This window comes from Kitasatospora sp. NPDC101235, assembly GCF_044767505.1.
Taxonomy (GTDB): Bacteria; Actinomycetota; Actinomycetes; order Streptomycetales; family Streptomycetaceae; genus Kitasatospora.
The window spans coordinates 37,496-52,282 of record NZ_JBIWNZ010000003.1; the positions used below are offsets into that span (position 1 = coordinate 37,496).

A 14,787-nucleotide genomic window follows, 5' to 3' on the forward strand; every position below is an offset into this window, starting at 1 on the left:
AGGTGGAATGTTCGCACGGAATCGTCGGATCCGGGGCATCAGCCCGGGTCAAGGGGAGGTGAAGACTGCCGTTCAGCGGGGCTCGGGGCGCACGTGGACGACGTCCCCGGCACCGACCGCCCGGCGTACGCCGTCGGGCGTACGGACCACCAGCCGCCCGTCGCCGTCCACCGCCACCGCCTCGCCGACCAGCTCGCGGTCGCCCGGCAGGTGCACCTTCACCTGGCGGCCGAGCGTGGTGCAGCGGTCCACGTAGGCGCGCATCAGGTCGCTGGCGTGCGGGTCGCCCGCGGCGGCCGTCCACTCCCGGTACAGCACCGCGAACTCGCGCAGCAGGGCGCGCAGCAAGGTGCCCCGGTCGGTGGTCGAGGCACCGGCCAGCGCGAGCGAGGCGGCGGTGGGGACGGGCAGCTCCTCCGCGCGCAGCGAGACGTTGAGGCCCATGCCGACCACCACCGCGCCGCCGGCCAGCTCGGTGAGGATGCCGCCGAGCTTGCGCTCCGCGCCGTCGATCTCCGTCTGGAGGTCGTTGGGCCACTTCAGCCCCACCTCGACCCCGGCGACCCGGCCGAGCGTGCTGGCCGCGGCCACCCCGACCAGGATCGGCAGCCAGCCGTACCGCTCGACCGGCACCTCCTCGGGGCGCAGCAGGACGGACAGGAACAGCCCGGAGCGGGGCGGGGCGGTCCACTGCCGGTCCAGCCGGCCGCGGGCGGCGCTCTGCGCCTCGGCCACCAGCACCGCGCCCTGCCCGGCACCCGCCGCGGCTCGGGCCGCGAGGTCGCTGTTGGTGGAGCCGGTCTCGGCGACGACGTCCAGGGAGGTCCACAGCCCGCCCGGGACGAGCAGGTCGTGGCGCAGCGCCTCCTCGTCCAGCGGCGGACGGTCCAGGTCGGTCCAGGGCGACGGTCCGGCGTGGCCGAAGCCGCGCAGTCCGCTGCGGCGGGGGGTCTCGGGTGCGGTCATGGGAAAACACTAGATCGGGTACGGGATGCAGGCCGCCCCATCGTCCCGCAGAAAGGCCGCCGACAAAACTGTGTCGATGGCCATAACGCCAGGACATGACGCATTGCCCTCTGCGCTGGCTACGCTACCCAGCGGTAGTTCGTAGCGCCGCCCTGCCCTCATGCGCGGGCCCACCCACCCGGCCCCGCGCGCACTCGAACAGGTCGCGGCCATGGATCAGGGAGAGCCACCGGATGACCGAGGCGCCGTACGACCCCCACACCACCGCCGGCAAGCTCGCCGACCTGCGGCGAAGGCTGGACGAGGCGGTGCACTCCGGCTCCGCGAAGGCCGTGGAGAAGCAGCACGCCAAGGGCAAGCTGACCGCCCGCGAGCGGGTCGTGGAACTGCTGGACGAGGACTCCTTCGTGGAGTTCGACGAGTTCGCCCGCCACCGCTCGACCAACTTCGGCCAGGAGAAGAACCGGCCGTACGGCGACGGCGTGGTGACCGGCTACGGCACCGTGGACGGCCGCCAGGTCGCCGTGTTCGCCCAGGACTTCACCGTCTTCGGCGGCTCGCTCGGCGAGGTCTTCGGCGAGAAGATCGTCAAGGTGATGGACTTCGCGCTGAAGACCGGCTGCCCGGTCATCGGCATCAACGACTCCGGCGGCGCCCGGATCCAGGAGGGCGTGGTCTCGCTCGGCCTGTACGGCGAGATCTTCCGGCGCAACGTGCACGCCTCCGGCGTCATCCCGCAGATCTCGCTGATCATGGGCCCCTGCGCGGGCGGCGCGGTCTACTCCCCGGCGATCACCGACTTCGTCGTGATGGCCGACCGGACCTCGCACATGTTCATCACCGGCCCGGACGTGATCAAGACCGTCACCGGCGAGGACGTCGCGATGGAGGAGCTGGGCGGCGCGCGCACCCACAACACCAAGTCGGGCAACGCGCACTACCTGGCCTCGGACGAGAAGGAGGCGATCGAGTACGTCAAGAGCCTGCTCTCGTACCTGCCCTCCAACAACCTGAGCGACCCGCCGTCCTACCCCGAGCAGGCGGACCTGTCGATCACCGACGAGGACCTCGAACTCGACACCATCGTGCCGGACTCGGCGAACCAGCCGTACGACATGCGCAAGGTGATCGAGCACATCGTCGACGACGGCGAGTTCCTGGAGACCCAGCCGCTGTACGCGGGCAACATCATCACCGGCTTCGGCCGGGTCGAGGGCCAGTCCGTCGGCATCGTCGGCAGCCAGCCGATGGACCTGGCCGGCTGCCTGGACATCAACGCCAGCGAGAAGGCCGCCCGCTTCATCCGCACCTGCGACTCCTTCAACGTCCCGGTGCTGACCTTCGTGGACGTGCCCGGCTTCCTGCCCGGCACCGAGCAGGAGTGGGACGGCATCATCCGGCGCGGCGCAAAGCTGATCTACGCCTACGCCGAGGCCACCGTCCCGCTGATCACCGTGATCACCCGCAAGGCCTTCGGCGGCGCGTACGACGTCATGGGCTCCAAGCACCTGGGCGCCGACCTCAACCTGGCCTGGCCGACCGCGCAGATCGCCGTGATGGGCGCGCAGGGCGCGGTCAACATCCTGCACCGCCGGGAGATCGCCGAGGCCGAGGCGGCCGGCACCGTCGAGGAGAAGCGGGCCGAGCTGATCGCCTCGTACGAGGACACCCTGCTGAACCCGTACCTGGCGGCCGAGCGCGGCTACGTGGACGCGGTGATCGCACCGAGCGAGACCCGCCGGCACATCGTCCGCGGCCTGCGGGCGCTGCGCGGCAAGCGCGAGGTGCTGCCGCCGAAGAAGCACGGCAACATCCCCCTGTAGGCCCCGTCCCTGTCGGGAGAGAACCAGCCATGTCCCCGATCCACGTGCTGCACGGGCAGCCGACCCCCGAGGAGCTGGCCACCGTCCTGGCGGTGGTCCAGGCCCGGGCCGCCGCCGCGCAGGCCGCCGCCGAGGCGGCGCGTCTGGCCGGTGTCGGCCCGGCCTCCCCCTGGAACGACCGCGCCCGCCTGCTCCGCCCCGCCGTCCACCCGGGCGTGAACGCCTGGCGGACCTCGGGCTGGGCGCACTGAAGTCCGCTGCGTGGAGCGGGAGGTCGGCCCGCCGGCGTCCCGCTCCACGCGGCTTTCTCCGCCCGCTTTGCCCGAAACCTGAGTACGGATACTCAGGCGCCCGCACCCCCTCCCGGCGCACTCTGGACGGGTGCTCTGGTCAGACCCCCGCGACGAGCCCTCGCCCGAGGCCCGTCGGATGCAGGAGCGGATGCAGCGGGCCGGCAAGGTGCTCGCCACCCTGGTGCTGGTCGGCGCCGTGCTGATGATGCTCGCCCGCTCGTTCACCTGACCCGTTCACCCGAATGGCGGACACCTGCACCCCCTACGCTGGTGGGCATGACCGACCAGCGCACCCTCGTCCTCGCCTCCGCCTCCCCCGCCCGCCTCGGGCTGCTGCGCCAGGCGGGACTCGACCCGCGCGTGGTGGTCAGCGGCGTCGACGAGGACGCGATCACCGCCGCCACCCCCGCCGAGCTCGCGCTCGTGCTGGCCGAGGCCAAGGCGAAGGCCGTCGCCGCCGAACTCGCCGACGGCGAGCTGGTGATCGGCTGCGACTCCGTCCTGGAGCTGGACGGCCAGGCCCTCGGCAAGCCCGCCGACGCCGCCGAGGCGCTGGCCCGCTGGCAGTCGATGCGCGGGCGCGCCGGCGTGCTGCGCACCGGCCACTGCGTGATCGACACCACGACCGGCCGGCAGTCCTCGGCCACCGCCTCCACCACCGTCCGTTTCGGCACCCCGGACGACGCGGAGATCGCCGCGTACGTCGCCTCCGGTGAACCGCTGCACGTGGCCGGGGCGTTCACCCTGGACGGCCGCTCGGCGCCGTTCGTCGACGGCATCGACGGCGACCCGGGCAACGTCATCGGCCTCTCCCTGCCACTGCTGCGCCGGCTGCTCGCCGACCTGGACCTGCGCATCACGGACCTGTGGACCGACTGACCTGCCGCACCCCGGCGTCGCCCCGCAGACGCGAGTTTGCAGACGGGCCCTAGGCTGACCGGCGTTCGAACGGGGAGGGGACGCGGCAGATGACCGACAGCGTGCTCAACGTGGTGCTCGGCCTGGTGGCCAGCGCGATCAGCGCCGGCCTCGGCTGGCTGGCCCAGATGTTGCGGCGGCGCCGCAAGGTCGAGCGGGTTCGGGCGTTCTTCGGGCTGCCGAACGGCAGCGAGTGCCTGATCGTGGTGCCGCGCAGCATCGGAACGGGCTCGCACGCCCACACCGTGACCCGGCGCGACGCCTACGCGCTGATGTGGCTGGCCGGGCTGGTCGAGGAGTGCGGGGCGCGGCCCGAACTGGTCGCCCACGACGCCGCGCACCGCGGTCTGGGCGCCAAGACCGAGCTGTGCCTGGGCGGTCCGGTCAGCAACGAGCGGATGGCCGCGCACCTGGCCTGGGGCCTGCCGGGCGTGCTCGTCACCTCGGGACCGGGCCCGGGCAGCAACGTGATCGTGGTGGGCGAGCGCGACTACACCGCCGACCACGACCAGGCGCACACCCTGCTGGCCCGGGTCGCCACCCCGGACGGCGGCCGCCCGGTGTTCCTGGTCTCCGGCCAGACCGGCACCGCCAACCAGGCCGGGGTGCGCTACCTGGTCGCGCACCACCGCGCTCTCGCCCGGAAGTACGGGCAGGACGGCACCTTCGCGCTCGTCCTGCGGGTGGTCAACCCGGAGGCGTACGGGCCGGACATGGTCGAGGTGGCGGCCGACGTGACGGCCGAGGCGCTGCGGCGCCCCGGTGCCCGCTCCAGCACCGTTTGAGCGGTCCGCGCGACACTGTGGCCCATGCCACCTCCCGCCACGCCGCCGGCCGGTCACCCGCCGTGGCCCCCTCCCGATCCGGGCGGACCCGCGCCGACCTGCGGCGTCGTCCGGGGAGCCGCCCGGCGGGCCGTGAAAGCCATCACCGAGCGTGTGGGATAGTTCACAACCGGGGGCTACTCGCCGGTACTGCCCGGGAATCCATAAACTCAACGAGGTTCAAGAAGGGAGCCACAGTGCGCAAGGTGCTCATCGCCAACCGCGGGGAAATCGCCGTCCGCGTCGCCCGGGCCTGCTCGGACGCCGGTATCGCCAGCGTCGCCGTCTACGCCGAGCCGGACCGGGATGCGCTGCACGTCCGCGCGGCCGACGAGGCTTACGCGCTGGGTGGTGACACCCCCGCTACCAGCTACCTGGACATCACCAAGGTCCTCAAGGCGGCCGCCGACTCCGGCGCCGACGCCGTCCACCCCGGCTACGGGTTCCTGTCGGAGAACGCCGACTTCGCCCAGGCCGTCATCGACGCGGGTCTGATCTGGATCGGCCCGCCGCCGCAGGCCATCCGCGACCTCGGCGACAAGGTGACCGCCCGGCACGTCGCCCAGCGGGCCGGTGCCCCGCTGGTGGCCGGCACCCCGGACCCGGTCTCGGGTGCCGACGAGGTCGTCGTGTTCGCCCAGGAGCACGGCCTGCCGGTCGCCATCAAGGCGGCCTTCGGCGGTGGCGGCCGCGGCCTCAAGGTCGCCCGCACGCTGGAGGAGATCCCCGAGCTGTACGAGTCCGCGGTGCGCGAGGCCGTCGCCGCCTTCGGCCGCGGCGAGTGCTTCGTCGAGCGCTACCTGGACAACCCGCGGCACGTGGAGACCCAGTGCCTGGCCGACAAGCACGGCAACGTGGTGGTCGTCTCCACCCGTGACTGCTCGCTCCAGCGCCGCCACCAGAAGCTCGTCGAGGAGGCGCCCGCGCCGTTCCTGACCGCCGAGCAGAACGCCGAGCTGTACCGGGCGTCCAAGGCCATCCTGAAGGAGGCCGGCTACGAGGGCGCCGGGACCTGCGAGTTCCTGGTCGCGCTGGACGGCACGATCTCGTTCCTGGAGGTCAACACCCGTCTCCAGGTGGAGCACCCGGTCACCGAGGAGGTCACCGGCCTCGACCTGGTCCGCGAGATGTTCCGGATCGCCGACGGCGAGGAGCTCGGCTACGGCGACCCCGAGGTGCGCGGCCACTCCTTCGAGTTCCGCATCAACGGCGAGGACCCGGGCCGCAACTTCCTGCCCGCGCCCGGCACCGTGACGCTGTTCGCCCCGCCGTCCGGCCCGGGCGTGCGCCTGGACTCCGGCGTGGAGACCGGCTCGGTCATCGGCCCGGCCTGGGACTCGCTGCTGGCCAAGCTGGTCGTCACCGGCCGCGACCGCAAGCAGGCCCTGGAGCGGGCCCGCCGTGCGCTGAACGAGTTCAAGGTGGAGGGCATGGCCACCGCCATCCCGTTCCACCAGGCGGTCGTCACCGACCCGGCGTTCGCGCCCGAGGTGCACGGCAGCGACGAGCCGTTCAAGGTCTTCACCCGGTGGATCGAGACCGAGTTCGACAACACCATCCCGCCGTTCGCCGGCGCGGCCGGTGACGGCGAGGAGGCCGAGACCCGGGAGACCGTGGTGGTCGAGGTCGGCGGCAAGCGGATCGAGGTCTCGCTGCCGTCCTCGCTGGGCGTCTCGACGGCCCCGGCGGCCGGTGCGACGGGTGCCGCCAAGGCCAAGCGCCGGGTGGGCGCCAAGAAAGCCGGCTCGGCCGTCAGCGGTGACACCCTGGCCTCGCCGATGCAGGGCACCATCGTCAAGGTCGCCGTGGAGGAGGGCCAGGTCGTCGCCGAGGGCGAGCTGATCGTGGTCCTGGAGGCGATGAAGATGGAGCAGCCGCTGAACGCCCACAAGGCGGGCACCGTCTCCGGCCTCAAGGCCGAGGTGGGTGCGAGCGTCAGCAGCGGCGCCGCGCTCTGCGAGATCAAGGACTGACGCCGTCCCCTGGGACGGGCCTCGCCCCTCGGACCGGTCCGTACGCCCTTCGGGGGTGTGCGGACCGGTCGCGTTTCCGAGGTCCGTACGGGCTCAGCGCCCGCGCGGCAGGCCCAGCTCGGCCAGCCGGGCCGGCATGCCGCCCGGAGCGGCCGGCCCGCCGTGCGCACCGGGGCGGCGCTGGCCCGGCAGCGGGGCGGCGCCGACGGGCGGACCGCCGCGGCGGGCCATCGGGCCGGGCTGGGTCTGGTGGACCGGGCCGCTGCCGGTGCCGTGCACCGGGGCGTCGCCGCTCGGGGCCGCGCCCAGCGGGGCCAGGTCGACCTGCACCCCGCAGTCGGCGAGCGCGTCCAGTTCGCGGGCGGTGGTGTCGTCCGCGGTGGCCTGCTCGTCGGTGACCAGCCGGGTGATGGTCTCGGTGGCGACGGTCTGGAACATGCCGGCCGCGCCGAGCTTGGTGTGGTCGGCGAGGACGATCACCTCGGCGGCCGCCAGCACCATTGCCCGGTCCACGCTCGCGGACAGCATGTTCGCCGTCGACAGCCCGCGCTCGGCCGTCAGCCCGCTGCCGGAGATGAAGGCCTTGGTGACCCTCAGCCCCTGCAGCGACTGCTCCGCGCCGCTGCCCACCAGCGCGTAGTTGGAGCCGCGCAGGGTGCCGCCGGTCATCACCACCTCGACCCGGTTGGCGTGCGCCAGCGCCTGGGCGACCAGCAGCGAGTTGGTGACCACCGTCAGCCCGGGCACCCGGGCCAGCCGGCGGGCCAGCTCCTGGGTGGTGGTGCCGGCGCCGACCACCACCGCGTCGCCCTCCTCCACCAGGCCGGCGGCGAAGTCCGCGATGGCGCTCTTCTCCGCCGCGGAGAGGTGGGTCTTCTGCGGGTATCCGGGTTCGCGGCTGAAGCCGCCGGGGAGCACCGCGCCGCCGTGCCGGCGGTCGAGGAGCCCTTCTGCCTCCAGCGCCCGCACGTCACGGCGCACGGTCACTTCGGAGGTCTGGACGACGCGGGCCAACTCCCGGAGCGAGACGGCTCCGTTGGCGCGCACCATTTCGAGGATCAACTGGCGACGTTCTGCTGCAAACACAGAACCGACGGTAACCTGCGTGACCGTCTGCTTTCAGGCGTTTGCAGCTAGTAGCGGGAATTGCTCACGCACGAGCGGCGCGTGACCGTACAATACGCGCCGCCAGTGGCCAGGAACTGCGCCCGCCGTCCGGGTGACGGCCATGCCCACGCAAAGGGCGGCCGCCGATCGGCAGCCGCCCTCAACTGTGCGCCGGACGCTCAGGATTCGCCGTCGGCCCGCTTGCGGATGTGCAGCTGCCGGGCGGCCTCGGCGGTCGAGCCGGAGACGGACGGGTAGACGGTGAAGGCGCTGGCCACCTGTTCGACCGTCAGATTGGCGTCCACCGCGAGCGAGATCGAGTGGATCAGCTCGCTGGCCCGCGGGGCGACGACCACGCCGCCGACCACGATGCCGGTGCCCGGGCGGCAGAACAGCTTCACGAAGCCGTCCCGGATGCCCTGCATCTTCGCCCGCGGGTTGCCGCGCAGCGGGAGCTTGACCACGACGGCGTCCATCTTGCCGCACTCCACGTCGGCCGCCGTGTAGCCGACGGTGGCGATCTCCGGGTCGGTGAAGACGTTGGAGGCCACGGTCTTCAGGTTCAGCGGCTGCACCGCGTCGCCGAGCGCGTGGTACATCGCGATCCGGCCCTGCATGGCCGCCACCGAAGCGAGCATGAAGACGCCGGTGCAGTCGCCCGCCGCGTACACGCCGGGGGCGCTGGTGCGGGAGACCCGGTCGACCTGGATCTGGCCCCAGTCGTTGAGCTTGACCCCGGCCTCCTCCAGGCCCATCTCGGAGGTGTTGGGGATCGAGCCGACCGCCATCAGGCAGTGGGTGCCCTCGATCACCTTGCCGTCGGCCAGCATGACCTCGACCCGGTCGCCGATCCGCTTGACGCTCTCGGCCCGCGAGCGGCCCATCACGTTCATGCCGCGGCGGCGGAAGACGTCCTCCAGCACCTCGGCGGCGTCCGGGTCCTCGCCCGGCAGCACCCGGTCGCGGCTGGACACCAGGGTCACCTTGGAGCCGAGCGCCTGGTACGCGCCGGCGAACTCGGCACCGGTCACACCGGAGCCGACCACGATCAGCTCGCGGGGCAGCTCCTCCAGGTCGTACACCTGGGTCCAGGTGAGGATCCGCTCGCCGTCCGGCTGGGCGTCCGGCAGCTCGCGCGGGTGGGCGCCGGTGGCGATCAGCACCGCGTCGGCGCGCAGCGACTGCACGGTGCCGTCGGGCGCGTCCACCAGCACCTCGCGGGAGCCGTCCACGGCCTGCCCGCCGGCGCCGAGCCGGCCGCGGCCGCGCAGCACGGTGACGCCGGCCCGGGTGACGGACTGGGTGATGTCGTGGGACTGCGCGATGGCCAGGCGCTTCACACGGCGGTTGACCTTGCCCAGGTCCACGCCGATCACCCGGGCCGCCTGCTCGATCGGCGGGGTGTCGTCCGCGACGAGGATGCCCAGTTCCTCGTACGAGCTGTCGAAGGTGGTCATCACCTCCGCGGTCGCGATCAGGGTCTTCGACGGAACGCAGTCCGTGAGCACCGCCGATCCGCCCAGACCGTCGGTGTCGACGACGGTCACCTCCGCGCCGAGCTGTGCGGCGACCAGGGCCGCCTCGTAGCCGCCGGGTCCGCCACCGATGATCACGATCCGAGTCACGTTCCCCATTGTCCCGCACGCCGGGAACGCGGCCACGCCGGGGTCCGGGCTTCCGTAGCTTCGTCCAGTCGCCCCGGCCCGCCCGCCGCCCGGGCTACGCTGGCCCCCATGCCCCTTTACGCCGCGTATGCCACCAACCTCGATGCCCGGCAGATGACCCGCCGAGCCCCGCACTCCCCGCTGCGCGGCACGGGGTGGCTAGCCGGCTGGCGGCTCACCTTCGGCGGCGAGCAGCTCGGCTGGGAGGGCTCGCTGGCCACCGTGGTCGAGGACGAGAAGGACCAGGTCTTCGTCTCGCTGTACGACGTCGCGCCGATGGACGAGGAGGGCCTGGACCGCTGGGAGGGCGTCCAGCTCGGCATCTACCGCAAGATCAGGCTGCGCGCGCAGACCCTGGACGGCGACATCCCGGTCTGGACGTACGTGCTCAACGACTACGAGGGCGGCCTGCCCGCGGCCCGCTACCTCGGCCTGATCGCCGACGCCGCGGAGAGCGCCGGCGCCCCGCACGACTACGTGATGGACCTGCGCCGCCGCCCCTGCTAGCGACCGCTCCAGCTGCGCACGGTCTCCGCGAGCACCTTCACCACCGCCGCGCGCCGGGCCGGCTCGGCGCGCACCCGGTACACCAGTTCGACGTGCAGCCACGGCACCCCGAGCCCGGCCGCGAACCGGCCCGCCACATTGGTGGTGCCGGCCAGTCGCACGCCCGGCTCCCGCCAGGCCCGGCAGACCGCGAGGCCGGCCCCGTCGAGCCCCGCGGCGGTCAGCTCGGCGGCCGGGCCCGGCCGCCCGGCGCCGCTGGAGACCATCGCGTCCCGCCCGGGCAGGCCGGCCGCGCCGAAGCCGTGCACCTGGATGCCGGGCAGGCCGCGCCCGGTGAGTGCCTCGACCACGGCGGCGAAGACGGTGTCGCGCCGGTGCGCGACGTCCGCGCAGCCGTCCGCCCCGGCCCGGCGGTGTGCTCCGGCGATCACCAGCACACCGCCCGGCACGGCCCGGAACAGCTCCACCCCGAGCACCTCGGTGCGGGCGTCCGAGGCCGGGTGGGGCACCTGCACGGACCAGCCGGGCCGCGTCGAGCGGTCCAGGTAGATCCAGCCCCAGCCGCGCCCGTCCCCGGCGCCGTCGTCGGCGGCGATCTCGGCCACCCGGCGACCGGTCACGGCCTCGGTGAACTCGGTGGTCCGGTACCCGACCCGGGCCAGCGTCCGCTCGGCCTCCCCGGTCCGGCCGTCCAGCGCGCCGAGCACGCCGTCGGCCACCGCCCGGCGCTGCGCCGGGTCCGGCGCGGTGTAGCGGCCGCTCGGGCGGAAGCCCGCGATGAACGCGTCCACCCGGGCCGCCAGGTCCACCGGCGCGGCCGCGGACGGCGCCGCGGGCGGCGGGTGTCGTCTGCCACGGCTCCCCATGGCGGTCGAACCCCTCCTGTCGTCCGCCGGAGCCGTGAACCAGACCGGCTGACGACGGGTCGGCCCCCGACCGTCACCGTACCGCCGCCGGCGCCCACCGGCCGTTCGGAGCCGGACGACGACGGCACGTACGCGAAAGGACCGCCCGGCGGGAACCGGCCCCGCGCGGCATCCCGGTTGTGTGCGATCCGACGGCCCGCGCACCCGGAAAGCCCCACCGAGCTGTGTTTTCGGGTGAGCCGGGTAACGATCCGGCATGCTGCGGCTGAATTTCTACGCGCGTAGCCGAAACCCGTCTATCCTCGGACCCGTGAACGCTTCTCCTCAGTCGGTCGTCTCCGCCGACCCCTACGCCGCCGCCCAGGCCGCCGCCGAGCGCCTGCGCGAGCTGACCGGTGCCGAGCGGCACGACGTCGCCCTGGTGATGGGCTCCGGCTGGGTGCCGGCCGCCGACGCCCTGGGCGAGACCGTGGCCGAGTTCCCGGTCACCGAGCTCCCGGGCTTCCCCGCCCCCGCCGTCGCCGGCCACGCCGGCAAGATCCGTTCGGTGAAGATCGGCGACAAGCGCGCCCTGATCTTCCTCGGCCGCAACCACTACTACGAGGGCCACGGCGTGGCCACCGTCGTCCACGGCGTGCGCACCGCCGCCGCGGCCGGCTGCGGCATCATCGTGCTGACCAACGGCTGCGGCGGCCTGCGTCAGGGCTGGACCCCGGGCCAGCCGGTCCTGATCAGCGACCACATCAACCTGACCGGGGACTCCCCGATCGTCGGCGCCAACTTCGTCGACCTCACCGACCTGTACTCCAAGCGCCTGCGCGCGCTCTGCCGCGAGGTCGACCCGTCCCTGGACGAGGCCGTCTACGTCCAGTTCCGCGGCCCGCACTACGAGACCCCGGCCGAGGTCAACATGACCCGGGTGATCGGCGGCGAGCTGGTCGGCATGTCCACCACCCTGGAGGCCATCGCCGCCCGCGAGGCCGGCACCGAGGTGCTCGGCATCTCCCTGGTCACCAACCTGGCCGCCGGCATGACCGGCGAGCCGCTCAACCACGAAGAGGTGCTGGAGGCCGGCAAGGCCTCCGCCGAGCGCATGGGTGAGCTGCTCGCGAAGGTCCTTGAGCGGATCTGACGCCCGCGAGGCGCAGAATCATGACTGACGGGGCCCACGGGCGGTGTGATCCGCTGATCACACCTTCCCGTGGGCCCCGTCCGCATGCGCGACCCCCTACTCTGCGGAATCCTCCGGTCACAGCGGAACCCTCCCGACCGGCAGCGGAACCTCCGGCCGACACACCGACGCACTTCCCGATGGAGCTGGCATGACGCAGGCACCCACCACCGACCTCCTCGCCCGGGCCCGGACCTGGCTGGCCGAGGACCCCGACCCGCAGACCCGCGAGGAGCTCTGCGCCCTGCTGGCCCGGGCCGAGGGCCCGGAGGCCGAGACCGACAGCAAGCTCGCCTGGGCGGAGCTCGCCGCCCGCTTCTCCGACCGGCTCCAGTTCGGCACCGCCGGCCTGCGCGGCGAACTCGGCGCCGGGCCGATGCGGATGAACCGCGCCGTGGTGATCCGGGCCGCCGCCGGCCTGGTCTCGTACGTCAAGCAGCAGGGCCTGGGCGACCTGGTCGTCATCGGCTACGACGCCCGCCACAAGTCGTACGACTTCGCCCGCGACACCGCCGCCGTGGTGGTCGGCGCCGGTCTGCGCGCCGCGCTGCTGCCGCGCCCGCTGCCGACCCCGGTGCTCGCCTTCGCCGTCCGCCACCTGGGCGCGGCCGCCGGTGTCACCGTCACCGCCAGCCACAACCCGCCGCAGGACAACGGCTACAAGGTCTACCTGGGCGACGGCTCGCAGATCGTCCCGCCGGCCGACGCCGGGATCGCCGCCGAGATCGACGCGATCGGCTCGCTGGACGAGGTCCCGCGCGCCGAGGACGGCTGGGAGGTGCTCGGCGAGGAGGTCGTCGAGGCCTACCTGGCCCGGGCCGTCTCCATCGTGGACGAGCACGGCCCGCGCGACCTGGAGGTGGTCTACACCCCGATGCACGGCGTCGGCCGCGACACCCTGGTCGCCGCGTTCCGCCGGGCCGGCTTCCCCGCGCCCACCGTGGTCGCCGAACAGGCCGAGCCCGACCCGGACTTCCCGACCGTGGCCTTCCCCAACCCGGAGGAGCCGGGGGCGATGGACCTCGCCTTCCGCACCGCCGCCTCGGTCGGCCCGGACATCGTGATCGCGAACGACCCTGACGCCGACCGCTGCGCCGTGGCCGTCCCCGCCAACGGCAACGCGGCCGGCAGCGGCAGCGGCTCGGCCGGATGGCGGATGCTGCGCGGCGACGAGGTCGGCGCGCTGCTCGGCTCGGCCCTGGTCGCGAAGAAGGCCGAGGGCACCTTCGCCACCACCATCGTCTCCGCCACCCTGCTGGGCCGGATCGCCGAGGCGGCGGGCCTGGGCTACACCGAGACGCTGACCGGCTTCAAGTGGATCTCCCGCGCCGAGGGCCTGCGCTACGGCTACGAGGAGGCGCTCGGCTACTGCGTCGACCCGCAGGGCGTCCGGGACAAGGACGGCATCACCGCGGCCCTGCTGGTCGCCGAGCTCGCCGCCACCCTCAAGAAGTCCGGCCGCACCCTGTCCGACCTGCTGGACGACCTGGCGCTGGAGCACGGCCTGCACGCCACCGACCAGCTCTCCGTCCGGGTCCAGGACCTCGCGCTGATCGCCGACGCCATGCGCCGCCTGCGCGAGCAGCCGCCGACCGTCCTGGCCGGCCTCCAGGTCACCCGCGCCGACGACCTGTCGGCCGGCTCCGCCGACCTGCCGCCCGCCGACGGCCTGCGCTACCACCTGGCCGGCGAGGACGTCCGCTCCGCCCGCATCGTGGTCCGCCCCTCCGGCACCGAGCCCAAGCTCAAGTGCTACCTGGAGGTCGTCCTCCCGGTCGCCTCCGCCGCCGACCTCGCCCCCACCCGCGACCGCGCCGCCGCCCTCCTCGCCACCATCAAGCAGGACCTCGCCCGGGCCGCCGGCATCACCCCCTGACGCCCGCGGACACGTGAAAGGGCCCGCCGGTCACCGACCGGCGGGCCCTTCGCTCGTACTCAGACCGCGATGACGGTGATCAGCGCGATCAGGCCGGCCAGGGTGGGGGCGATGATCCACCAGCACCAGCGGACCTCGACCGGGCCGGCGGCGGTGGGGCGGCCGGCGTTGCGTTCGGCCATGTCCTGGAGGACGGCGGTGACCTGGTCGGACCAGGCGCGGGTGGGATCGGGCGAGCCCTGGACGACCGGGTTGGTGCGCTTGGCCTGCCCCGTTCCCAGGCCGATCCGGGAGGCGTGTCCGGCAGCGCCGGCCCCCTGCCCCCGGGTGGCCCGCTTGCGCTGCCGCAGCGACACCGGCACCGCCCAGACCTGGTACTTCCTACCCTCCGCGAGCAGTTCGACCGAGTACCCGGCGCGCAGCGCGTCCACCGAGGCCCACGGCGCGACGATGGTCCGCCACGGGTTGCGCACCACCAGCCGGTCGCGGCCGGCCGTCACGGCCGGGCGCAGCGTGTACGCGATCACCGGGAAGGCGAACACCGGCACCGCCGCGAGCGAGACGTACGGGGTCTTCCCGGTCCCGCTCACCACCGCGTCGCCGATCAGCCAGGCCGCGACGACCAGCAGCAGCACTCCGGAGATCACACCGGGGACAGAGCGGTACACGCGGTCCGCGTACTCGGGGTCCCCGTCGGGGGCGGCTGGGCCCTGGTGGGGCTTGCCGTCGGAATCGGTCATGGCATCGATTCTGCCCCATGCCCCTCGCCCTGAGGTCTCGGTCCGGCCACGAATGGTGG

Annotated in this window: 14 protein-coding genes; 9 read left to right on the top strand and 5 right to left on the bottom strand. The window is 73.6% G+C overall.

The genetic code is table 11. The features are described 5' to 3' along the window. Positions 1 to 72: 72 nt before the first annotated feature. Positions 73 to 966, bottom strand: a complete 894-nt coding sequence (locus ACIRRH_RS06275; RefSeq protein WP_403062542.1) for a biotin--[acetyl-CoA-carboxylase] ligase — start codon at positions 964 to 966, stop codon at positions 73 to 75. 233 nt (positions 967 to 1,199) lie between these two features. On the opposite strand from ACIRRH_RS06275, the gene ACIRRH_RS06280 reads away from it, so the two are divergent. The 6 genes from ACIRRH_RS06280 (at position 1,200) to ACIRRH_RS06305 (ending at position 6,797) form a co-directional block, all read left to right on the top strand. After that, positions 1,200 to 2,789 carry an acyl-CoA carboxylase subunit beta gene (locus tag ACIRRH_RS06280; RefSeq protein ID WP_403062545.1) on the top strand — a complete coding sequence of 530 codons (1,590 nt, stop codon included), beginning with the start codon at positions 1,200 to 1,202 and terminating at the stop codon, positions 2,787 to 2,789. A gap of 29 nt (positions 2,790 to 2,818) precedes the next feature. Further along, the gene (locus ACIRRH_RS06285; protein WP_224282709.1) at positions 2,819 to 3,040 is read left to right on the top strand and encodes an acyl-CoA carboxylase epsilon subunit; all 222 of its coding nucleotides are present in this window, start codon (positions 2,819 to 2,821) and stop codon (positions 3,038 to 3,040) included. A gap of 130 nt (positions 3,041 to 3,170) precedes the next feature. Continuing rightward, entirely contained in the window at positions 3,171 to 3,311 is a 141-nt protein-coding gene (mmpB, locus tag ACIRRH_RS06290) for a morphogenic membrane protein MmpB (RefSeq protein WP_403062548.1), read from the top strand. Between the two features lie 47 nt (positions 3,312 to 3,358). Further along, positions 3,359 to 3,961: a nucleoside triphosphate pyrophosphatase gene (locus ACIRRH_RS06295; RefSeq protein ID WP_380767252.1), complete on the top strand. Its 603-nt coding sequence runs from the start codon at positions 3,359 to 3,361 to the stop codon at positions 3,959 to 3,961. Between the two features lie 89 nt (positions 3,962 to 4,050). Then, positions 4,051 to 4,785 carry a hypothetical protein gene (locus ACIRRH_RS06300; RefSeq protein WP_403062551.1) on the top strand — a complete coding sequence of 245 codons (735 nt, stop codon included), beginning with the start codon at positions 4,051 to 4,053 and terminating at the stop codon, positions 4,783 to 4,785. A 236-nt stretch (positions 4,786 to 5,021) separates the two neighbouring features. Further along, positions 5,022 to 6,797, top strand: coding sequence for an acetyl/propionyl/methylcrotonyl-CoA carboxylase subunit alpha (locus tag ACIRRH_RS06305; protein WP_403062554.1), 1,776 nt, complete (start codon positions 5,022 to 5,024; stop codon positions 6,795 to 6,797). Positions 6,798 to 6,890: 93 nt separating this feature from the next. On the opposite strand, the gene ACIRRH_RS06310 is transcribed toward ACIRRH_RS06305, so the two are convergent. Both ACIRRH_RS06310 and ACIRRH_RS06315 read right to left on the bottom strand, forming a co-directional pair. After that, on the bottom strand, positions 6,891 to 7,847 hold the full coding sequence (locus ACIRRH_RS06310) for a DeoR/GlpR family DNA-binding transcription regulator (RefSeq protein ID WP_403063656.1): 957 nt from the start codon (positions 7,845 to 7,847) through the stop codon (positions 6,891 to 6,893). A gap of 236 nt (positions 7,848 to 8,083) precedes the next feature. Beyond that, positions 8,084 to 9,538, bottom strand: coding sequence for an NAD(P)H-quinone dehydrogenase (locus ACIRRH_RS06315; protein WP_403062556.1), 1,455 nt, complete (start codon positions 9,536 to 9,538; stop codon positions 8,084 to 8,086). 99 nt (positions 9,539 to 9,637) lie between these two features. Between ACIRRH_RS06315 and ACIRRH_RS06320 the strand changes: the two genes are divergently transcribed. Continuing rightward, entirely contained in the window at positions 9,638 to 10,075 is a 438-nt protein-coding gene (locus ACIRRH_RS06320) for a gamma-glutamylcyclotransferase (RefSeq protein ID WP_403062559.1), read from the top strand. On the opposite strand, the gene ACIRRH_RS06325 is transcribed toward ACIRRH_RS06320, so the two are convergent. Further along, complete coding sequence (locus tag ACIRRH_RS06325; protein ID WP_403062562.1) at positions 10,072 to 10,941, bottom strand: hypothetical protein; 870 nt, start codon at positions 10,939 to 10,941, stop codon at positions 10,072 to 10,074. The two genes, ACIRRH_RS06320 and ACIRRH_RS06325, sit on opposite strands and share 4 nt — an antisense overlap. Before the next feature lie 310 nt (positions 10,942 to 11,251). On the opposite strand from ACIRRH_RS06325, the gene ACIRRH_RS06330 reads away from it, so the two are divergent. Further along, positions 11,252 to 12,073 carry a purine-nucleoside phosphorylase gene (locus ACIRRH_RS06330; RefSeq protein WP_403062565.1) on the top strand — a complete coding sequence of 274 codons (822 nt, stop codon included), beginning with the start codon at positions 11,252 to 11,254 and terminating at the stop codon, positions 12,071 to 12,073. A 190-nt stretch (positions 12,074 to 12,263) separates the two neighbouring features. Next, positions 12,264 to 13,988 carry a phospho-sugar mutase gene (locus ACIRRH_RS06335; RefSeq protein WP_403062568.1) on the top strand — a complete coding sequence of 575 codons (1,725 nt, stop codon included), beginning with the start codon at positions 12,264 to 12,266 and terminating at the stop codon, positions 13,986 to 13,988. Positions 13,989 to 14,047: 59 nt separating this feature from the next. Here ACIRRH_RS06335 and ACIRRH_RS06340 read toward each other — a convergent pair whose 3' ends face one another. Then, positions 14,048 to 14,728: a PH domain-containing protein gene (locus tag ACIRRH_RS06340; protein WP_403062571.1), complete on the bottom strand. Its 681-nt coding sequence runs from the start codon at positions 14,726 to 14,728 to the stop codon at positions 14,048 to 14,050. Positions 14,729 to 14,787 lie beyond the last annotated feature (59 nt).